This window comes from Paraburkholderia ginsengiterrae (assembly GCF_001645125.1).
In the GTDB taxonomy this organism is placed as follows: domain Bacteria; phylum Pseudomonadota; class Gammaproteobacteria; order Burkholderiales; family Burkholderiaceae; genus Paraburkholderia; species Paraburkholderia ginsengiterrae.
On the sequence record NZ_LXKA01000365.1, the window covers coordinates 1 to 19,947 of the forward strand.

The following is a 19,947-nucleotide window of genomic DNA, read 5'->3' on the forward strand; positions in this document are numbered from 1 at the left end:
CGGCGTCGCGTCGGTTGAACCGCAACGTTCTCATCCATGGTGTACACGTGTCCATTTAGTTTCTTGATGGACGCGATCGTCGCTGGTGTTACACCGTCAATTCAAGATGGGTTCGCCGGGTGCTTACCATAAGAACAGGAATATTGGCGTGGAAGTTTTGCATGGTAGACTCGCCGCGCTTCACGCGCTCTCGACCGTTTACGGGTTGGATGAGTCGCGATTGGGTTGAGCTTTTTGACCTAACCAACAATAAGACGACGCCCGCTAGCGTCCATCCAAAATGCCGGCAATAGGGGACTGTCCGAATGAAACGAGGCATTGTCTGTGTTTTCAAATAAGTCTTTCCTGACCAACCAGGGGCCGGCACGGGCGAGCATTGTCGACGGCAGTCACCTTGATTTGGGCTGCGGTACCCGGCCCCACAATCCGTATGGAAAGTCGACGGTTTACGGCGTCGACATACGGCCGCTCTCCGTTACGGGGACGGTCGAAATCAGATGCGCCAATCTTGCCGTCGAGCAAATACCATTCGACAGCAATATGTTTGATTCCGTCTCGGCCTTCGATTTTCTGGAGCACATACCAAGAATCCTGTCGAGCGCCGACGGAAAGTCCACGATCAATCCATTCGTCATGCTGATGAATGAAGTTTGGCGAGTGCTCAAACCAGGCGGACGATTTTATGCGTTGACTCCCTGTTATCCGTCCAGAGCCGCGTTCCAGGATCCGACTCACGTCAACATTCTGACCGACACGACGCACGACTATTTCACCGGCGCAGAACCGCTTGGAAGAATGTATGGATTCACTGGGTCTTTCCGCGTGGTCAAGGCTGAATGGACGATACCGGAACTTGTACAGACGTCCACTGAGTTGAGCTTCCGGCAAGAGATGTCCAGGAAGCGACGTGCGAAACGGGGAGCGCTTTCGTATTTTCTCTGGGACTTTGAGGCACAGAAATAGCAATTGAAAATATGCCGACAGGCGGCGCCATCTGCCTGTGCGCGGTCTTCCGCACCATACGGTACGAACAACATGCCCAGCACCGCTTCCGTCCGGTCCCGGATAGAAGTTGTTTACTGCATGTTTTAGTCCTCGGGGCGCGTGTGGGCCCGGCAGAGAAGTTGACGCCTGAACGGCCTTGCCAGGCGTCACCTGTCTCTCACTGCCGCTCCGGAAAGCGCAGCTTCGAGTGATTCCGGCCATACGAAAGATAGATAGTCATGCCGATCACTAGCCACACGACGAGGCGGACCCAGGTGACGAGCGGCAACCCCGCCATCAGCAATAGGCAGAACAGGATGCCGAGAATCGGCACGATCGGAACGCCAGGAGCACGGAAAGGACGTGAGGCTTCTGAGTCGCTGCGCCGCAGATAGATCACGGCCCCGCACACAAGGATGAACGCGAACAGCGTGCCGATGCTGACCATCTCTCCCAGTACGCCAATAGGCGTAAGCGCTGCCACGATCGCGACGATTGTGCCGATCATGATCTGGCTGCGATGAGGGGTGTGAAGACGCGGATGAACCCGCGCGAAAAGAGGCGGTAGCAAACCGTCCTCCGACATCGTGAAGAAGATGCGGCTCTGCCCGTACAGCAATACGAGAATCACGGTGGTCAGCCCGGTAAGCGCACCGATCTTGATCAGCACGGAGAACCAGGTTAGGCCGATGGCGTCTACGCCCTTGGCGATTGGATCCGGGACGTTCAGATCGGCGTAGGGTACGAGTCCGGTCAAGACGCCCGCGACGAGGATGTATAGCACCGTACAAATGATTAGCGACCCCAGGATGCCTATCGGCATGTCACGTTGCGGTCTTTTCGCTTCCTGCGCGGCCGTGGACACCGCATCAAAGCCGATGAACGCGAAGAACACCACGGCCGAGCCGCGCAGAATCCCGCTCATGCCGAAGTTGCCGAACTGTCCGGTGTTCGCCGGAATAAACGGATGCCAGTTCGCCGACTTGATGAAAAACACGCCGAGGGCGATGAACGCCACCACAACGGTCAGCTTGATCGCCACCATGACGTTGTTGAGCCGTGCGGACTCCTTTGTACCGAGTACCAGCATCGTGGTGAGAACCGCAATGATGAAAATTGCCGGCAAGTTGACCACGCCTGTCGCGGTCGTGCCGTCGGCGAGTTTGATGACCGTGCCGGGCGCGGCGGCGAGATGAGGTGGGATATTGATTCCTGCGTTGTGCAGCAAGCTCACGATATACCCGGACCAGCCGACCGCGACGGTTGCCGCGCCCATCGCGTACTCGAGGATTAGATCCCAGCCGATAATCCACGCGAATATTTCACCCAGCGTGGCATAGGTGTATGTGTAACTACTACCGCACACGGGCAGCATGGCCGCCAGTTCCGAGTAGCAAAGACCGACGAACGCGCACGCGATGCCACCGAGTACGAACGACAGGATAATGCTGGGCCCGGCGAACTGGGCGGCCGCGGTGCCGGTCAGGACAAAGATGCCGGCGCCGATGATGGCGCCAATGCCCATCGCCGTGATGCTGGTGGCGCCGAGTGACTTTGATAGCGCGCGGCTTCCCTCTGCCTCTGCGCTTCCCACAATATCGGCGACGGATTTCCGCGCCATGTAGCTCGTATCAGCCATGTTGAGTCGTCCCGTTCAATTGGTGTTTGGGCACGAACCGACTCGGCTTGCTTCGGCTCGCGGAGCACGACAAAAGCATCTGTTACCGAATACAGGTGGGGTGAGGGGAATGCCAAAATCAGTGTAGTCCGGATCGAAAGTAAAGGGAAACGTTCATTCGACGTGCTCCCCGAAGGCTCGCCGTCCTCGAAGAAGTGACTTTTCACCGGGGCGCCATTACGCGAAGCAACGGATGTCCGTCAACGTTTTTCAGCGGGAAATAGGCACGATGCGTCGATGGATCGACACCAACCACATGTGCGTTGGGTCCGATGCGGCCGTCACCGATTTTCGACACACCTGAAGGGCTCACTGTGAACATCGACACAATGCCTGCTTCGCCGGCAACATACAGCGCGCCGGGACCAGGATCGAATGCCAGCACATCAGGATCGTCGCCGACGTCAAATGACTGGACGACCTGTCTCGTGAGCAGGTTCAACGCCAGAAGCTTGGCGTTGTCTTCGCAGGCGATAAACGCCAGGTGAGCTTGCGAAACGATATAAAGACCGTGGTTGCCCTTTGCGCCTGACAGATCGATCCGGGCGACGATCGCGTCGTTCGATGGATCGATCTCGATGAGTTGCCGTCGCGACTGGGCGTTGACGAAAATGTGGCGGGATACGGCGTCATACTGGGTGTTGCCGATGGTGCCGCCCAACTCTATCGTGTTCGTGCCGATTCGACTGTTCATGACGAACCTCCGTCGGGTTTGATATGACGGAATGCAGCGAGCAGCGAGAGGTCGTACGCAATCTTCAGTACGCCGCATGCAACGAGAGGAGCCCCGAGCCATCCAAGGCCCAGCAGGGCGCCGGAGAGAGTAGGAGCGAGTGCCGCCGCGAGGCTTCGTGGCACGGCGGTAAAGCTCGCCGCGGCGGGACGCTCCGCAGGCGTGACTACCGACATCACGTAGGCGCTGCGCGTGGGCACATCCATTTGTGAGAGCGCGCTGCGCATGAGAAGCAGCGTGAGCGTCAGCGTGAGGGACGGCGAAAACGCTGCGGCAATCAGGCAAACGCTCGAGGGGATATGCGTGAACACCATGGTATTGAGCAGACCGATGCGGCGTGACAACGGTGCTGCAGCCAGTTGAGAGCCGGCGCTCAGTAGCCCCGCCCAGAAAAAGAACTGGCCTGCTGCGCCGAGCGAAAGTCCGAACCGCTGGATCAGCCACAAGGTCAGCAGCGAATTCACAAGGAGTCCACCTGCAAAGGCGTCGACACTGAAGAGCAGTGCAAGGCGCGTGACGATTCCCCGCGAAGGCCCAAGGGGCACGTGCGGAGCGTCAATGCCGGACTGGCGTGTCGGCAGATGCCGGTAGAGCGCCCAGATAGCCGATCCCGACACAGCGTAGACGATGAACATGACGCGCATCGCCGCGAGTGCCGACAGCGACGAGTGCGCGGCAATCGCGTCAGGAAACGCAGCCGCGAGTGCGCCGAGTGCCGCGGACAGCGCGCCGACGAGGCTATAGCGTGCAAACAGGGCAGTTCGAGCATCACCCGCCGCAGATTCGGCAAGCCTCGCATGCTCGATCGGGAGAAACAGGCTGACGTCGCCGGAACTCGGGTTTAGCGTGCCGATGAACGCAACGATGAGCAACGGCCAAAGTGACGACAGGCCCGCGAACGCGAACCCCGTGGCCATCATCAGCGCTGCCGCGAACCGCAGCAGGCCGCGTGGTGCAAAGCGATTACCGTAGAGCCCCACCAGTATTGTTGCTAAGGCCGAACCGAACAGGGTGGTCGTGCTGATGAGCCCGACAGTCAGTTGCCCGAAGCCGAGCGCCAGCAGGTAGCCGGGCAGTAGCACGGCGATGAAGCCATCGCACATGCCACGAAGCCCGCGGGCAACCAGCAGGATCAAGGCACCCTGTTCGACACCTTCGGGAAGGAGAAGCGCGATCAGCCGTGCCTTGAGGACGCCCTCAGTCATGGATGAGGGGGTACACAGCAAGACCGATGAGCGCAGCGGCAACAACGATCATCGGCTCTTGCAGCTTCTTGAACCGCCACAGCAGCACCGCGGTCGCAAGTGCTATCAGAACAGTCGGCCAGTCGATAATCGAGCGGCGCGCAATGACGATTACCGAGCCGGTGATGGCGCCAACGGCCGCGGCAGTGATGCCGTCTACGAAGGCCTTGACGGCGGGCAGCTTGCCGTACTTCTTGAAGTACGGCGCGGGCAGCACGGTGAAGAGATAGCAAGGCAGGAAGGTGCCGAGCGCCGCAATGCAGGCGCCCGCTAGTCCCGCTACCAGATAGCCGATGAAACCAACCGTGATTACGACGGGGCCGGGCGTAATCATCGCAACCGCCACGGCGTCGACGAACTGTTTGTCATTGAGCCAGTGATGCTCGGTGACCACACCTCCATAAAGGAATGGCACGATCGCGAGCCCTGAACCGAAAACAAAGGCGCCGGCCTTCGCGAAGAACAGCCCGATCTGGCCGAGCAGCGGCCAGTTAAACCCGCTGATCACGCCGCTCGCGGCTGGCAACTGCGCCGCGGCCACTGCATTCAGTCCGCCCTTGCTGAGCCATTTCGGCCGTGCAACGACGAGCCAGTTGATGAGTCCGCCCGCGATGAAAAGCCATGCGATCTCCGATTCGGTGATGACGGTTACTGCCGCGACGGTCAGGTAGATCGCCCACAGTAGTGGGTACTTTCCAATGGTCTTTGTTGTGAGCTTGTATGCGCTCATCGCGATGATCCCGACGACAGCAGCACCTACGCCATAAAACGCCGCCTGCATCCACGAGAGCCCGCCGAAGTGCGCATACGTCCAGCCAAGGCCCACCACCATCAGGAACGACGGCAGCACGAAGGCGATACCAGCCAGCGTTGCACCGACGATGTGATAGTGGACATGCCCCATATAGATGCTGAGCTGTGCCGCCAGCGGCCCCGGCATCATCTGCGCAAGCGCCAGTCCCTCGCGGTAGTCAGACTCGCTGATCCAGCCACGCTGCTCGACGAGATCGCGATGCATATAACCAACGAGCGCCACAGGTCCGCCAAACCCAAATGTGCCGAGCCGCAGCATATACAGTACCAGTTGGCCGAGCGAATAGCCCGGTGATGACACTGTCGTGGCGCTCATGATCGTTTCCCCGCGTCGCGGCTTTTTGCTGCCGACGCAAAGTGCGTATAGAGCGAGTCCAGCACGCGGCCCATTTCGTCGAGCAGTTGGTCGTCGTTTGCCACACGCTTCCTTGCTCCCGCCATCACGGCTTCGAACCCGATGGCCTCGGGAACGGGGGCACCGCCCACGTCGAGCGCATGGACCATCTCGCCAAGCCGAAGCAGAGCGGCATCCTTCTCGAGACCGAAACTCGCAACGAGCACTTCGAACGTCACGCGTTCGCCGACATGCGTGAACGCGGCGCCGTCGAAGTCGAAACCGAGCGCGTTGGCCGGGCAGGCGCTGGGTGATGTGAGCCAGATGAACCGCGCATCGCGATCGATGAAGCGCCGGATGAGCCACGCGCTCGCGACGCGATCGACCCACATGTGCTGCCGCGTCACCCACGTGCGCCCCTGATAGTCGCTGACTGAAAGGCTTCGAATGGGGCGCTCGGCGGAATGGGGTTCGCCGGGTGAAAGCACCGTGTCGACCAGACCGATGAAGTCTTGCCATGCGGCCTCGGCGCGTGTTGATGCATCGCCCGGAAAGTAGTCGATCGCGACGATGGCTTCAAAGTCCTTGCGCAGGCGTCGTAGCAGCTTTGTCAATTCAGCAGCCGACTGGCCGGAAACCGTCTTGCGCGCGTCCTTCAGCGCGCGCATGAACTCGGCGTGGTCTTCACTGCGATCGAATAGCGTCCGGAATTCCGCTTCCTGCGTGGCATCGATGCTCGGCGCACGCAGTAGATGCGCAGTGCCACCGCTATCGGCAATGGCAATAGCCAGGTCGCGCAGCATCCGCTCGCGCTCCTCCGCGTGAGGCAGCAGATAGATGCCGTCGCGCAGCACCGCACAGCCCTTCGCTTTCAGCGCGCGCCAGAAGCGCATGCGCGCCGTGGCGTTTTCGGTTGGAAGGGTGAGGACCAGAAGGGACCAGGTGCTGGGTGCGTTCATGTCGAGTAAGCTACATCGATGTTGCGTAGTCTACAAGAAATTTCTTGAAGGTCGGCTGTGGTGCGGGTGGCATGCCGAATGTCACCTGTCGCGCGCCCGACAAACGATATCGATCTCGCAGCGAGGTTTTATACGCAGCGGCTCAGATTTGAAGAGCTGGCGGAATTTGCGGACCACGAAGAATTCGATGGCATTTTTCTCGGCCATGCAAACTACCCGTGGCATATCGAACTGACTCATCTGCAAAACGCGACAGTTGCGAATGCGCCGACGAGGGAGCATCTGCTGGTCATCCACCTAATACGAAAGGCCGTGACGACAACATGATTTCAATATCTGCGAAGGAAATACTCCTTAGAGAATTCAAATGGGATGACTTATTGCAGTACCAGAGTCTCCGGGGCGATGCGAAATTTCAGCGCTTTTATAGCGAGGAGGATTCTGCGCCCGACAAGGCCAAAGAACTGCTCGAAATGTTCATTTCGCAAAGTAACGAAACCCCCAGGACGAAGTATCAACTGGCGGTTGTATCGGCCTCTGGCGACCTGATGGGCTCTTGCGGTATTCGAATTGAATCACCCGGGCACGCATCGATCGGTTGCGAGTTAGGTCGGCGATGGCATGGGACGGGAGCGGCACGCTACGCCTCAATCGCCCTGTTGGAATTTGGCTTCGTCGAACTGGCGGTTCAGCGAATCTTCGCGGAAACGATTTCGGAAAACAAGGCGGCAATCAGGCTCTGTAAAACAATTGGAATGCACGTCGAATCAGAACGTATCAATGATCAAAACTTCAAGGGCCAGGAGTGGACCACGACAATTCTCGCTATCACCCGGAACGAGTGGCAAGATATTCGTGCTCGGCACCAACCTCGCTAGCAGTACAGCAACACCTAATAACCCGACCTTACAAATATTATCTATCGATAATGCATAAGGCGACTGTGGTGCCATCAATAAACTATTAAAGAAACTCTTCATAGATCCCGTTAACGGTTTCTGACGCGTCGTATGCCGTCAAGACGAAAACTTAACAATAAAGGGATATATGAAGGGTATTCGTAATCGGGGATTCGTGAAGCTGACAGTGTGTGCATCGTTGCTTGCCACACTCGCGGCCTGCGGTGGGGGATCGGGGTCGTCTTCCACTACATCGGGAAGCACGCCTGCCACTACTTCGGGGAGCACACCTCCCGCCACTTCGGGAAGCACGCCATCGGCAACGCCGAGCGCGATGAGCGGGACGGTGGCAATCGGAAATGCGTTGACGAACGCATCCGTCACGGTGCTCGACGCCAATGGCAAGAGCGTATCGACGACCTCAGGAGCAAATGGCACCTATAGCGTGTCGATCACAGGCCTTACCGCCCCCTTCGTGATCACGGCTACGGACCCGTCGGGTGCTTCGAGCACGCTGTATTCGGTTGCGGCAACCGTACCGACGGGCACGACAGCGCCGGTCATTGCCAACGTGACACCGCTCACGACGGCTATTGCCGCATTGCTCACCCAAAGCGGCAATCCGCTCGACCTGACCGCCTCCGGTTCGCTGGGGTCCACTATCAGCCAAACGACAGTTAGCGCCGCTGTGGCGAAGCTGAATACGGCACTCGCCACGATCCTTAGTGCAAACGGTCTGTCGGCAAACTCGTTCGATCCGATCGGCGGGACGTTCACACCCAACCAGGCGGGTGCGGACGCGGTGATCGATTCCATCACCGTGAGACCATCGAACAAGGGAACAGGCCTGCAACTCGTGAGTCTGGCCGATCCGAACCAGGCGATTCCGCTGAACGTCGGCACAACGGCCCCGGCAGCTCTGCAGACACCGAAGTATCCCGTCAACTATCTCGCACCGTTGCTGACGGCACTCAGCCAATGTATGGCCGGCAACACGTCCGGGTGCTCGACGGCGATCGACGCAAACTACCTGAATGGGGGCATGAGTTTCGCACAGCGTCATACGCTGATCGGCACCGGCACGAAGCTCAACGGAGCGAAAACGCTGGCGTTCCTGCCCGCCGGCACTCTGGCGAATATCAGCAATCCTGCGGCGCTGGTGTACTTCCTGGTTACCGATGCGAATGGCACGCCGAACTTCGCCAGCGACATCGTCCAGTTGTTGCCTAATGGGACCTGGGACATCATTGGCAATCAGGAAAAGTACAACGTCTACATCGCGTCGTTCGTGGGCCAGAAACAGTTTGCCGATGCTGCGGACGCCAACAATGGCCGCTTCGAGTCGGGCCTGACCATTCAGATCCCGCAAGTCGTGCTCGACAGCGGCGTGCGCAAGCCGGTCGGTTCGGCTCTCGTGCAAGGCGCGGGGATCAACGGTGGCGGTTTGTACATGCTCAATACCGCGCAAGGCCTCGGCCAAGCCGGCTACGACCTGACCATTCCCACAACGGCGCTCACCGCTCCGTGGACCGGTTGCTCGACCTGTGCGCAATCGAACAGCACCACCGATCAGTACAAGTGGTCCTGGGCGTCGCTCTCCGGCGGGACCAGCACGTTCTCGCCGAATGGCAATCCGAGCTACACGCCGCAGCCGATCGACGTGTCGACCGTCCCGCAGTACTCGGTCTACACGGTTACGCTGTATGACACGACGGGCAATCAGATTGGTCAACCGCAAAAGGTCATCAACATTGCGCCGAACGTAACGGCAGCCGCAGCCGCAACGGTGAAATGGCAAACGCTGGGAAGCGATGTCATCAGCAACTTCCTGACTCCGGGTGGTTCGCTGGCAGGAGCACAGACGTCGTTGACTCTTGACTGGTCGGTGCCCGCAAATAGTCAGAACACGGCACTTCCGAACTTTGCCATCGGGATTGGAGCGGTAACAGCCGCGACAACCGCTACACCTGCGGAAGCCTATTCCCACGGGTTTGGCGTGGTGCCGACGGCTACCGGGACTAATACGTATTCCGCAAAGGTTACGGCAAGCCCTGGTGTGACGACGGAAGCGCTCAGCTTAGAAGTGCAGCGCTACGTGAAGCTCGGCTGGCAAGCCGATGGCGTCTACTACACCAATCAATGGGTGTATAAGAACTAATCGGTCGAACTAGACCGCTGTAAGTACGGGCACTGCTCTTCGGAGTAGTGCCCGTTTGTTTTTTTGCGATCAACTTATGTCTGCGCCGGGCCGCGTGCGGCCAGAAGCAACCAGTCGACAGCAACGCGCAGATCGTTGAGAATCAGTCCGATTCTCACAGGTACCCTCAGCGCCAGCTAATTCGAATGAAACACCTCGATGAAGTCGTACTTGTACCAGATCTCGCGGGCACCGCGGTGTTCGCAATCGAAGGCGCCAATGCGGCGGTCCATGCCGGGCTTGATCTGCTAGGCGTCCTGGTGTTGTCGTCCATCGTCGCACTTGGTGGCGGTATGATCCGCGACCTGTTGATCGGCGCGCTGCCGCCCAGCGCGGTGCGCGACTGGCGCTACCCGGCGCTTGCATTTATCTCAGGGCTTTTCGCCTTCCTCTTTCATACGCAGGTCGCCACGCTGTCGCCGCTGCTTCTGACGACGCTCGACGCGGCAGGCCTCGCGCTATTCGCGGTTGCGGGCGCACAGAAAGCTCTCGACTTTCGAATCAATCCGTTCATTGCCACATTGATGGGCACGGTCACCGGCTGCGGAGGAGGGCTCGTGCGCGACGTTTTGCTCGTACGCGTGCCAATGGTGTTGGTCACGGACATCTATGCAAGCGCGGCATTACTCGGCGCAGCGGTGGTAGTCGTCGGCAAGCGGCTTGGGTGCCCGCCTGTCGTTACCGCAGTCATTGGTGGTGGCGCATGCTTCGCACTGCGGATCGCAGCGGTACGCTTCGGTTGGCAATTGCCAAAGATCAAGATGGCGTGAGCATTGGCTCGTCCGGTGGACTGTACAAGCAGTTGCTATTAGAACCAGATGCAGGAAAGAGACCGCGCATCGACAGTCGTTCCGCGTGAACTCAGCGCAGGCTTTTAACCTGGGCCGGCGTGACATCTCCAGCAAACCGATTGCCGAAATGAGTTCTCGTGTAATTGACGACAGCCGCGACCTGATCGTCATTCATCTCGTCGCCGAACGGTGGCATCCCTTTTCTGCCGTGCAGTACGTTGATGATGACGTAGGGTGCTGCTTCGACGGCCGGGTTGTCAGCGAGCGCCGGGTAGTGGCCCGCGCCCTGCGCGCCTCTTCCATCTGGCATATGGCATCCCGCGCAGGTAGCGCTATAAAGCGCTTCGCCGCTTTGTTCGGTGAAACGATAGTCCGGCGAAATCGTGAAAGTGCGGGGTGCGTCCGGTGTCACGGCCTGAGCCGATACCGTTGCGGGTCCCGACAGCAAGCTCATCAGCATCATGGCAAGGATCAGCGTCCGCCTATCCATTGACGATTCTCCGATGCAGCCGGGTGATCGCATCCAGCGACGACAGCACCGCGCCTTCCTGCCATGCCGGGATATGGGAGGCGTGCTCTCCGGCAAGGACGATCCGTCCGTCGATCTGACAGAGATTTGTGTAGTGCGCTTTTCTCAATTCATCCGTCCATGCGGCGAAGCAGCCATTCGTGAATGGTGATCGGCTCCAACTCATCGCGAAACCGTTCTGGTACTCGCGCGCGTACTGCGGATGAATCTGGCTGCCCTGGCTCAATGCCACCGCGATCCGTTCGGCAGGGGGCAGCGCACCCATCTCGTAGCTGGCGGGCCCCCACATGTAGGCGCCGAGCAGCACCGCAGGGCCGGGCGATCCATAGCCCGTTGCCGGATAGCCGATCGTCGAGATCGGCAGGTCGGTATGCGTGATGCCGCCGTAGATCTGCTCGTCTTCTTCCCAGAATCGCCGGCCGAATTGCAGGCCGATTTTCACCGACGTCTCGTAGGGCACCGCATCGATCGCGGCGCGCATGTCCGGGCCGACCGCAATGTCGATCTGACTCAGAATCGAGAGCGGAATGGTGCACACCAGCCAATCCGCGTGCGCGGTCCGTTCGGTTCGGGTGGTCGTGTCGGTATAGCGCACGGTGACGCCTTGCTCGTCCTGCGAGATGGCCGTGACTCTGGCGTTGAACACCACGGCGTTCGCGACCTGCGAATACAGCGCATGGGCAATCCTGTCCATGCCGCCGACGGGCTGGAAAATGCTGCTCTGATAGTCCTGATCGTTTCCAGTGGAGAGCCATTGCCACAAACGCGATGCAAGCAACGGGTCGCGCGGGAGCAGCGTCGACGGCACGGCCTTGGGCATCAGTCCGCCGCCATGCGCGGTCGCGAAGCCGCGGCGCTCACTGCTTCTGGCGCCCGCCTGATAGCGGCCATCCCGGCCGAGCGCTCCCCATTGGCGCAGGGATTCGAGCAGCAGATGCGCATCTTCGGCGGACAACGCGTCATCGAGCGCGTCCTTGCGGATTGCTTTTGAAAGCAACTCGGCGACGTAGCCTTGATAGTCGGTCTGCACCGCCCGGAACCGTTGCGGCTTGCCATCGAAAGCCTCTGTCGAATGCAGGTAGGCGTTGTAGTTGACCTGGATGAACGGCTCGAGCGGCACCTTCAGTCGTTTTGCGTAGTCGAGTACGCCCTGATGGTGATACGGAATGCGCCACGGCCCTGGGTTCAGGTAAAGCCCGTCAGCGAATTCGCAGTACTGGGTGGCGCCGCCGAGTTCTGTATAACGATCACCGCCTCTGACAGTCCAGGCCCGGCCGCCCGCGCGGTTGTTGTACTCCAGCACCTGCACCTGGTAGCCCGCGTTCCTCAGCTCGAAGGCAGCGACAAGGCCAGCCATGCCCGCGCCGAGCACGAGAATCCGCGTTCCCTTGGGTGCGCCGTCGAGTCTGATCGGTCCGGCGTAGGTCGAGGCAGCGGCGAACCCAAGCGTGCCCATGCCTTGCATCATGGCGGCCGCGCCGAGGTTCTTGCCGATTAGCGTCAGCAGGTGCCGGCGGGTCATCGCGTTTGCGGTCATTCTCGACATAAGGACGTGGTGCCCCGACTGGAGAGAAACGATGGCGGACGAAGCTTGGGGATTGCGTTTGGGCGTGCTGCAACGGACTTGTTCATTTTATGCGATTGCCTGTCGGGCGTCGTGGACCGAACCGAACGCCAGAAAAACCGGCGATGAGCACGAAGCGCTTGACAGTCTATCTATGAGTAGATATAGTTCGATCCATGGAACCGACCACGACCGTTCGCGAACAGATACTCGATCATGCAATCACGCTCATCATGCTGCGTGGTTACAACGGGTTTAGCTATCGCGATCTGTCCGGTCTGGTTGGCGTCAAGACCTCGAGCATCCATTACTACTTCCCGTCGAAAGACGATCTGGTTCTGGAGGCGGTCAACGAGTACAGCAACAGCGTGCTCGGCGCCATCCATGCAATCGATGCTTCGTTGCCGGCTGACGTAAAGCTCAACAAGTACGGAAAGCTGTTCGGCAGGACCCTGGGTGACGGCGATCAGATCTGCCTGTGCGGCATGCTCGCTGCCGACATCGAGTCGCTGCCCGATAACATCCGGCAAGCGGTGCAGGCTTTTTTCAAGGCTAACGAAAGCTGGCTGGCCAAGGTTCTGGCGCAAGGTGCGCAGGAACATACGCTGGTGGTGAACGGCAAACCGGAAAACGCAGCGCGCGCGCTCTACGCGGCTTTTCAGGGCAGTGTGCTGGCGAGCCGGTTGTTTCACACCAAGGCCCGGCTCGAAGATGTCGAGGCATCGGTGAGAGTTGCGCGGTAACGCAGTTGTTGTGAGGTGGCGAGCCACCTCTTTGTTTGGCCACTCAATCTATCTTTGAGTAGATAGATTGAGTGGCGAAGACGATGCGGAATCGTCTGATTTTTTGCAGGCGAATCTATCTAGTAGTAGATAGCAAACTTGATTGTTGTCCTCTTTTTAAGGAGCTTCACCATGTCACTCGAAAAAGTTCTCTACCGTGCCCATGCTCACGCCACAGGTGGCCGCGACGGCCGTGCCGTCGTCCCTGCAGGCAATCTCGACTTCAAGTTGACCACGCCCCGGGAATTGGGCGGTGCGGGCGGCGAAGGCGCCAATCCCGAACAGCTTTTTGCCGCCGGCTACAGCGCCTGTTTCCTCGGCGCGATGAAGTTCGTGGCGGCGCGCGACAAGATCGCCATCCCCGCAGACGTCGCGATTGACGGCAGCGTTGGCATCGGCGCGATCCCGAACGGGTTCGGCATCGAAGTCGAACTGAAAATCTCGCTCCCCGGCATGACACGCGAAGCGGCACAGGCGCTGGTCGACAAGGCGCATATCGTCTGCCCGTACTCGAACGCCACCCGCGGCAACATCGACGTCACCCTCACGATCGTTTAACCACGCCCCCAATCGAATCGCTCAGGAACAGACCATGAAGACCTTCAAGCCATTGTTGCTCGCCGCCATGCTTGCGGCCAGTTCCACCCTCGCCATTGCCGCGAGCCCGGCAACACCGTCGACGCCGGCAACGCCCGATCTGGTGACCAGCCAGTTCCTGCATGCACTGAACAGCGGCACAGGACCGGCAATCAACACGTGGCCACCGGCGCAGGCACGTCAGGTGCTGATCGGCGCGCAGAACGGCGTGAAGGTCGATCTGTCCGGCATTGATGTGTCGAACAAGACCATCGAACAGGACGGCATCACCGTGCCGATCACGATCGTGCGGCCCGTGGGCGCAACGGGTACGCTGCCGGTCTTCATGTTCTTCCACGGTGGCGGCTGGATTCTCGGTGACTTCCAGACCCACGAGCGGCTGGTGCGCGACCTTGTCGTGCAATCCGGCGCGGTGGCGGTTTTCGTCAATTACACGCCCTCGCCCGAAGCGCGCTACCCGGTGGCGATCAATCAGGCCTACGCGGCCACCAAATGGGTTGCTGCACATGGCAATGAGATCGGTGTGGACGGCAGCCGCCTCGCGGTCGTGGGCAACAGCGTCGGCGGCAACATGGCCGCGGTCGTCTCCCTGATGGCGAAGGACAAGCAAGGTCCCGCAATCCGCTTCCAAGGCTTGATGTGGCCGGTGACGGACGCGAATTTCAACGACGGCTCGTACAACGCCTATCCGGAAGGCCATTTCCTGACGCGGCCGATGATGAAGTGGTTCTGGGATGCTTATACAAAGGATCTGAAGCAGCGTAACGAGATTTACGCTTCACCGCTGCGTGCTTCGGTTGATCAACTGAAGGGGCTGCCGCCGGCGCTGATCCAGGTGGCGCAGTTCGACGTGCTGCGCGATGAAGGCGAGGCCTATGGTCGCAAACTCGATGCTGCGGGCGATGAAGTCACCACGGTTCGCTACAACGGTACGATCCACGACTTTGGCTTGCTGAATGCGCTCGCCGCAGATGCACCGACCAAAGCCGCAACCAGGCAGCTTGCGAACGAGTTGCAAGCGCGGCTGAAGTAAGGTGTGCAACCCCGGCCGCGGCGCACTTGGATAAGAGCTGGGTGCCGCGGCAGTCGGGGAATTTGACTTTACGTTCTCATGCAGTGTCTGCCGACTACCTTAAAGAAGCCTACACTTATCCGTGACCCGCGCTAACCGAATAGTGGCCGCCAATCAGTTTGACGGGCGCGGGCAGACACGTCCGTTCCCGATGGCGTCGCTTATTCGCGGCAAAGGAGAAGCCATGGACAAGACCCCCAAATCCGCGGCCTTATTCATCGCGGGCTTCGGCCCGATCGTGACTGACGCCAACGCAAGTCGCGATCTCTACAGCCGGGCTTTCGGTATCCCCTTCACGGAAGAGAAAGGCGGCTACCTCCATACGGAGAGTCTGCAAGGCGCGAACACGTTCGCCTTGTGGCCACTCACTCAGGCCGCTCAGTCGTGCTTCGGCACGGATTCGTGGCGTAGTGACATACCCGTCCCGCAAGCCTGGATCGAGTTCGATGTCGACGACGTCGAAGCGGCTACCGCAGAACTTGAATCGCAAGGGTATCGGATGCTGGTCAGGAACCGGAATGAGCCGTGGGGCCAGACCGTCAGTCGTCTCATTGGGCCGGAAGGGTTGCTGGTAGGAATCACCTTTACGCCGTCGATGCGGGAAAAGAAATGATGTGATGCGGTAGCCTCGATGGCCGCGACTCACGAGCGCGCGTTGTGAGGCGACGCGATCGTCCCTTGCGAGTCGCCAGGACCGCTAGAATTGCGGTTTTAGCCCGGAATACCCCCATGTCTTTTGCCTCGCTTGGCCTGATCGATCCCTTGCTGCGTAATGTGCAGGAGAGCAATTACCAGACACCTACGCCGGTGCAGGCCAAGGCGATTCCTGCTGTGCTCAGTGGCAAGGATGTCATGGCTGCGGCACAGACCGGCACGGGCAAAACAGCGGGTTTTGCGCTGCCGCTGTTGCAACGGCTGGTGCAACACGGCCCGGCGGTGTCCAGCAACCGCGCGCGCGTTCTGGTGCTGGTGCCCACGCGTGAACTGGCTGAACAGGTGCTGCAAAGCTTTATCAGTTACGGCAAAGGCCTCGACTTACGATTTCTGGCCGCCTACGGCGGCGTGAGCATCAATCCGCAAATGATGAAGTTACGCAAAGGCGTGGATGTGCTCGTTGCCACGCCGGGCCGTTTGCTCGATCTCAATCGCCAGAACGCAGTGCAGTTTGATCAGGTGCAAACGCTGGTGCTGGATGAAGCCGACCGCATGCTGGATCTGGGCTTTGCGCGCGAACTCAACGCCGTCTTTGCTGCCTTGCCCGCTCAGCGCCAGACTCTGCTGTTTTCTGCCACGTTTACCGATGATATCCGCGCCATGGCGGCGAGCATTCTGCGCGGCCCGGTCAATATCAGCGTTAGCCCGCCCAATGCCACGGCCAGCAAGATCAAGCAGTGGGTGGTGCCGGTGGATAAAAGGAACAAGCCCGACCTCTTCATGCACCTCGTGGCTGAGAATAACTGGGAGCATGCGCTGGTGTTCGTCAAAACCCGCATTGGCGTGGATTACCTCGCGGCCATGCTGGATGAAGCGGGCTATGCGGTTGACACCATCCACGGCGACAAACCGCAACCCGCGCGCATGCGTGCGCTGGAGCGCTTCAAGACGGGCGAAGTCCAAATGCTGGTAGCCACCGATGTGGCTGCGCGCGGTCTGGATATCGACGACCTGCCGCTGGTGATCAACGTTGATCTGCCGATCGTGGCGCAAGACTATGTGCACCGTATTGGCCGCACCGGCCGCGCGGGCGCCAGCGGCGTGGCGGTGTCCCTTGTGTGTGCCGATGAAGCGCCGCAACTGGCCGCGATCGAAGCGCTGATCCGGCAAACGCTGCCCCGTGAAGAAGAGCCGGGTTTTGAAGCCGAACACCGTGTGCCGCAAACCAGCACGACGGGCGAGATCATCAAGAAACCCAAAAAGCCTAAGAAGCCCAAAGTGCCGCAAGCTGCGCCGGGCGCCGTACAGGTGCTCAACAAAAAACCGCGCCCGCAAAGTGGCGAAAACAAACACAAGTCTGCGGCGCAGCACGCTATGGTCACGAGTGAAGGCACAAGCTTTTCCACCGGTAGCCCGTTCAGCGTGCAAAAGCCGCGCAGCAAACCCGCCGGCAAGCCAGCCGCAGGTTCACGTAAGCCGGTCGGCAAACCAACTGGTGGCCGCGGCAAACGCCAACCCTGATCCGTTGGGATGGGTAATTCCAGCCCGGGAACAGGCTGGCAGTTTGCCTTCTGCCCCCTCGCAGTTTCAGCGGTATCACCCCCTGATCGCGTTTCCTCATACCTTGGCCCGGAATAGGGGGAGCTATGGCACAAGAGCAGCAGTACTGCGCCAGTCTCCTGTTGGGAACCTGGAAACTACAGTCCTTCACGACCGAAGATCTGGCCACGGGCCAGAAGACCGGATTATTCGGCGCCCACCCAAGCGGTTACCTCTGCTACGGTCCCGACCTCAGGATGTATGCAATTCTGGTCGAGGAAGGACGAAACGCGCCCGCCGATCTGGTGCCAACCGACGCGGAGCGCATCGACCTCTACAACGGATTCAGCTCATACGCAGGGACCTACAGCATAGAGGGCGACCGGGTGAGCCATTATGTCGACGCATCGTGGAATCAGATGTGGACAGGAACGACCCACGTGCGTCAGTTCAGAATCGACGGCAAATATCTGTACATCACCACGCTGCCCGCGCGAAGCCCGGTCACCGGCAATGAATGCATTTCCGAGTTGGTATGGATTAAGGTCGAGTAGAGCGGATTCACGCCTCCGGCAGCCGAAAGCACGTTTCACATTGCGGAATTTGCCTTGAATTTCAGCGGCGCGATTTTTCCGTCGTCTGAAAACATGTTTTGCATCGCAAAATTTACTATGTATCTTATTGAAAAATAAGAAAAAATTAAGTCATATGTCTTATATAAGACATCGCGCAGACGCAGCTACTATTTAGTCATGCAGTTCGCTGCGGCATACGTGGCGGCACGCTCAACCATCTATTAACGCGCTTTGCTCTTAGGAGAGACACATGGCCCAGTACCAAGACGACATCAAGGCAGTTGCTGCTTTGAAAGAGAACCACGGCAGTGCATGGAACGCGATCACTCCCGAGTATGCCGCCCGCATGCGTGCGCAGAACAGGTTCAAAACGGGCCTCGACATCGCGAAGTACACGGCGAAGATCATGCGCGCCGATATGGCCGCCTACGATGCCGACTCGTCGAAGTACACCCAGTCGCTGGGCTGCTGGCACGGCTTCATCGGCCAGCAGAAGATGATCTCCATCAAGAAGCACTTCAACAGCACCGACCGCCGCTATCTTTACCTCTCCGGCTGGATGGTGGCCGCGCTGCGCTCCGAGTTCGGTCCGCTGCCGGACCAGTCGATGCACGAAAAAACCTCGGTGAGCGCGCTGATCCGCGAGCTGTACACCTTCCTGCGCCAGGCCGACGCGCGTGAACTGGGCGGCCTGTTCCGCCAGCTCGACGCGGCCGAAGGCCCTGCCAAGGCCGCCATTCAGGAAAAGATCGACAACCACGTTACGCACGTCGTGCCTATCATCGCCGACATCGACGCGGGTTTCGGCAACGCCGAAGCGACCTACCTGCTGGCCAAGCAGTTCATCGAAGCAGGCGCATGCTGCATTCAGATCGAGAACCAGGTGTCCGACGAGAAGCAGTGCGGCCACCAGGATGGCAAAGTCACCGTGCCGCACGAGGACTTCCTCGCCAAGATCCGCGCGATCCGCTACGCCTTCCTGGAACTGGGTGTGGACGACGGCATCATCGTGGCCCGTACCGACTCGCTGGGCGCCGGCCTGACCAAGCAGATCGCCGTGACCAACGCACCGGGCGATCTGGGCGACCAATACAATTCGTTCCTCGATTGCGAGGAACTGTCGGCTGACCAACTGGGCAATGGTGACGTCATCATCAAGCGCGACGGCAAGCTGCTGCGTCCCAAGCGCCTGCCGAGCAACCTGTTCCAGTTCCGCGCCGGCACGGGCGAAGCGCGCTGCGTGCTGGACTGTGTCACCGCGCTGCAAAACGGTGCCGACCTGCTGTGGATCGAAACCGAAAAACCGCATATCGCCCAGATCGGCGGCATGGTCAGCGAGATTCGCAAGGTCATCCCGAACGCCAAGCTGGTGTACAACAACAGCCCGTCGTTCAACTGGACGCTGAACTTCCGCCAGCAGGTGTATGACGCAATGAAGGCCGCAGGCAAGGATGTGTCGGCATACGACCGCGCCCAGCTGATGAGCGTGGAATACGATCAGACCGAACTGGCGATCGCCGCCGACGAAAAGATTCGCACCTTCCAGGCCGACGCGGCGCGCGAAGCAGGTATCTTCCACCATCTGATGACGCTGCCGACCTACCACACCGCCGCACTGTCGACCGACAACCTCGCCAAGGAGTATTTCGGCGACCAGGGCATGCTGGGTTACGTGGCTGGCGTGCAGCGCAAGGAAATCCGTCAAGGCATCGCCTGCGTCAAGCACCAGAACATGTCCGGCTCGGACATCGGCGACGACCACAAGGAGTACTTCAGCGGCGAAGCGGCGCTGAAAGCGGCGGGTAAAGACAATACGATGAACCAGTTCTAATATCAGTAGTGCCGCAAGGTAAAACGCCAACCCATAGGGGTTGGCGTTTTTTTTCGTGCGCCCGGCAGGGCGCACTCACTCGGAGGTGAAAGTCCTCTACACACCCGGCAAGGGGAAGTGTTAGCCAGAGGCAAGGGTTTCGCGGGCGACTGCGAGTCTGAAGGAAGTCCGA

The 19,947-nt window shown here is 59.6% G+C and carries 18 protein-coding genes and 1 pseudogene; 12 read left to right on the forward strand and 7 right to left on the reverse strand.

The features are described 5' to 3' along the window. Positions 1 to 324 precede the first annotated feature (324 nt). Positions 325 to 963: a class I SAM-dependent methyltransferase gene (locus A6V37_RS34205; protein WP_064286809.1), complete on the forward strand. Its 639-nt coding sequence runs from the start codon at positions 325 to 327 to the stop codon at positions 961 to 963. A 199-nt stretch (positions 964 to 1,162) separates the two neighbouring features. On the opposite strand, the gene A6V37_RS34210 is transcribed toward A6V37_RS34205, so the two are convergent. The 5 genes and pseudogenes from A6V37_RS34210 to A6V37_RS34230 form a co-directional block, all read right to left on the reverse strand. After that, a complete protein-coding gene (locus A6V37_RS34210; protein WP_064270855.1) occupies positions 1,163 to 2,623 on the reverse strand; it encodes an amino acid permease in 1,461 nt (486 codons plus the stop codon). A gap of 202 nt (positions 2,624 to 2,825) precedes the next feature. Then, positions 2,826 to 3,338 (reverse strand): annotated as a pseudogene (locus A6V37_RS34215) (YncE family protein); the annotation flags it as partial. 14 nt (positions 3,339 to 3,352) lie between these two features. Beyond that, positions 3,353 to 4,600 carry an MFS transporter gene (locus tag A6V37_RS34220; protein ID WP_064270857.1) on the reverse strand — a complete coding sequence of 416 codons (1,248 nt, stop codon included), beginning with the start codon at positions 4,598 to 4,600 and terminating at the stop codon, positions 3,353 to 3,355. Beyond that, positions 4,593 to 5,768 (reverse strand): chromate transporter, encoded by a 1,176-nt coding sequence (locus A6V37_RS34225; protein ID WP_064270859.1) that lies wholly within the window; start codon positions 5,766 to 5,768, stop codon positions 4,593 to 4,595. Before A6V37_RS34225 ends, A6V37_RS34220 begins: the two co-directional genes overlap by 8 nt. Continuing rightward, the gene (locus tag A6V37_RS34230) at positions 5,765 to 6,745 is read right to left on the reverse strand and encodes a chromate resistance protein ChrB domain-containing protein (RefSeq protein ID WP_064270861.1); all 981 of its coding nucleotides are present in this window, start codon (positions 6,743 to 6,745) and stop codon (positions 5,765 to 5,767) included. The genes A6V37_RS34225 and A6V37_RS34230 overlap by 4 nt, the downstream gene beginning before the upstream one ends. A gap of 78 nt (positions 6,746 to 6,823) precedes the next feature. Between A6V37_RS34230 and A6V37_RS34235 the strand changes: the two genes are divergently transcribed. From A6V37_RS34235 to A6V37_RS34250, 4 genes are all read left to right on the forward strand, one after another. Next, positions 6,824 to 7,072, forward strand: a complete 249-nt coding sequence (locus A6V37_RS34235) for a hypothetical protein (protein ID WP_064270863.1) — start codon at positions 6,824 to 6,826, stop codon at positions 7,070 to 7,072. Continuing rightward, positions 7,069 to 7,623 carry a GNAT family N-acetyltransferase gene (locus A6V37_RS34240; protein ID WP_064270865.1) on the forward strand — a complete coding sequence of 185 codons (555 nt, stop codon included), beginning with the start codon at positions 7,069 to 7,071 and terminating at the stop codon, positions 7,621 to 7,623. Before A6V37_RS34235 ends, A6V37_RS34240 begins: the two co-directional genes overlap by 4 nt. A 385-nt stretch (positions 7,624 to 8,008) precedes the next feature. Then, a complete protein-coding gene (locus A6V37_RS34245) occupies positions 8,009 to 9,802 on the forward strand; it encodes a cell wall anchor protein (protein ID WP_242665921.1) in 1,794 nt (597 codons plus the stop codon). A 185-nt stretch (positions 9,803 to 9,987) separates the two neighbouring features. After that, a complete protein-coding gene (locus A6V37_RS34250; RefSeq protein WP_064270869.1) occupies positions 9,988 to 10,611 on the forward strand; it encodes a trimeric intracellular cation channel family protein in 624 nt (207 codons plus the stop codon). Positions 10,612 to 10,702: 91 nt separating this feature from the next. On the opposite strand, the gene A6V37_RS34255 is transcribed toward A6V37_RS34250, so the two are convergent. Further along, entirely contained in the window at positions 10,703 to 11,122 is a 420-nt protein-coding gene (locus A6V37_RS34255) for a c-type cytochrome (protein WP_064270871.1), read from the reverse strand. Continuing rightward, positions 11,115 to 12,683, reverse strand: coding sequence for a flavin monoamine oxidase family protein (locus A6V37_RS34260; protein WP_064286812.1), 1,569 nt, complete (start codon positions 12,681 to 12,683; stop codon positions 11,115 to 11,117). Before A6V37_RS34260 ends, A6V37_RS34255 begins: the two co-directional genes overlap by 8 nt. A gap of 218 nt (positions 12,684 to 12,901) precedes the next feature. Between A6V37_RS34260 and A6V37_RS34265 the strand changes: the two genes are divergently transcribed. The 7 genes from A6V37_RS34265 (at position 12,902) to A6V37_RS34295 (ending at position 19,775) form a co-directional block, all read left to right on the forward strand. Then, the gene (locus A6V37_RS34265; protein ID WP_064270872.1) at positions 12,902 to 13,468 is read left to right on the forward strand and encodes a TetR/AcrR family transcriptional regulator; all 567 of its coding nucleotides are present in this window, start codon (positions 12,902 to 12,904) and stop codon (positions 13,466 to 13,468) included. Positions 13,469 to 13,639: 171 nt separating this feature from the next. Then, on the forward strand, positions 13,640 to 14,065 hold the full coding sequence (locus A6V37_RS34270) for an organic hydroperoxide resistance protein (protein ID WP_064270874.1): 426 nt from the start codon (positions 13,640 to 13,642) through the stop codon (positions 14,063 to 14,065). A gap of 34 nt (positions 14,066 to 14,099) precedes the next feature. Further along, positions 14,100 to 15,137: an alpha/beta hydrolase gene (locus tag A6V37_RS34275; RefSeq protein ID WP_064286810.1), complete on the forward strand. Its 1,038-nt coding sequence runs from the start codon at positions 14,100 to 14,102 to the stop codon at positions 15,135 to 15,137. 223 nt (positions 15,138 to 15,360) lie between these two features. Further along, positions 15,361 to 15,789: a VOC family protein gene (locus tag A6V37_RS34280; protein WP_064270878.1), complete on the forward strand. Its 429-nt coding sequence runs from the start codon at positions 15,361 to 15,363 to the stop codon at positions 15,787 to 15,789. A 116-nt stretch (positions 15,790 to 15,905) separates the two neighbouring features. Next, positions 15,906 to 17,351: a DEAD/DEAH box helicase gene (locus tag A6V37_RS34285; protein WP_064270880.1), complete on the forward strand. Its 1,446-nt coding sequence runs from the start codon at positions 15,906 to 15,908 to the stop codon at positions 17,349 to 17,351. Between the two features lie 125 nt (positions 17,352 to 17,476). Continuing rightward, a complete protein-coding gene (locus A6V37_RS34290) occupies positions 17,477 to 17,923 on the forward strand; it encodes a lipocalin-like domain-containing protein (RefSeq protein WP_064270882.1) in 447 nt (148 codons plus the stop codon). A gap of 271 nt (positions 17,924 to 18,194) precedes the next feature. Continuing rightward, complete coding sequence (locus tag A6V37_RS34295; RefSeq protein WP_064286811.1) at positions 18,195 to 19,775, forward strand: isocitrate lyase; 1,581 nt, start codon at positions 18,195 to 18,197, stop codon at positions 19,773 to 19,775. The last annotated feature ends 172 nt before the right edge of the window (positions 19,776 to 19,947 follow it).

Coding starts and splice junctions, on each gene's coding strand:
- A6V37_RS34210 (WP_064270855.1), bottom strand. CDS start 2,623: ATGGCTGATACGAGCTACATGGCGCGGAAATCCGTCGCCGATATTGTG.
- A6V37_RS34220 (WP_064270857.1), bottom strand. CDS start 4,600: ATGACTGAGGGCGTCCTCAAGGCACGGCTGATCGCGCTTCTCCTTCCC.
- A6V37_RS34225 (WP_064270859.1), bottom strand. CDS start 5,768: ATGAGCGCCACGACAGTGTCATCACCGGGCTATTCGCTCGGCCAACTG.
- A6V37_RS34230 (WP_064270861.1), bottom strand. CDS start 6,745: ATGAACGCACCCAGCACCTGGTCCCTTCTGGTCCTCACCCTTCCAACC.
- A6V37_RS34235 (WP_064270863.1), top strand. CDS start 6,824: ATGTCACCTGTCGCGCGCCCGACAAACGATATCGATCTCGCAGCGAGG.
- A6V37_RS34240 (WP_064270865.1), top strand. CDS start 7,069: ATGATTTCAATATCTGCGAAGGAAATACTCCTTAGAGAATTCAAATGG.
- A6V37_RS34250 (WP_064270869.1), top strand. CDS start 9,988: ATGAAACACCTCGATGAAGTCGTACTTGTACCAGATCTCGCGGGCACC.
- A6V37_RS34255 (WP_064270871.1), bottom strand. CDS start 11,122: ATGGATAGGCGGACGCTGATCCTTGCCATGATGCTGATGAGCTTGCTG.
- A6V37_RS34260 (WP_064286812.1), bottom strand. CDS start 12,683: ATGACCCGCCGGCACCTGCTGACGCTAATCGGCAAGAACCTCGGCGCG.
- A6V37_RS34265 (WP_064270872.1), top strand. CDS start 12,902: ATGGAACCGACCACGACCGTTCGCGAACAGATACTCGATCATGCAATC.
- A6V37_RS34270 (WP_064270874.1), top strand. CDS start 13,640: ATGTCACTCGAAAAAGTTCTCTACCGTGCCCATGCTCACGCCACAGGT.
- A6V37_RS34275 (WP_064286810.1), top strand. CDS start 14,100: ATGAAGACCTTCAAGCCATTGTTGCTCGCCGCCATGCTTGCGGCCAGT.
- A6V37_RS34280 (WP_064270878.1), top strand. CDS start 15,361: ATGGACAAGACCCCCAAATCCGCGGCCTTATTCATCGCGGGCTTCGGC.
- A6V37_RS34285 (WP_064270880.1), top strand. CDS start 15,906: ATGTCTTTTGCCTCGCTTGGCCTGATCGATCCCTTGCTGCGTAATGTG.
- A6V37_RS34290 (WP_064270882.1), top strand. CDS start 17,477: ATGGCACAAGAGCAGCAGTACTGCGCCAGTCTCCTGTTGGGAACCTGG.
- A6V37_RS34295 (WP_064286811.1), top strand. CDS start 18,195: ATGGCCCAGTACCAAGACGACATCAAGGCAGTTGCTGCTTTGAAAGAG.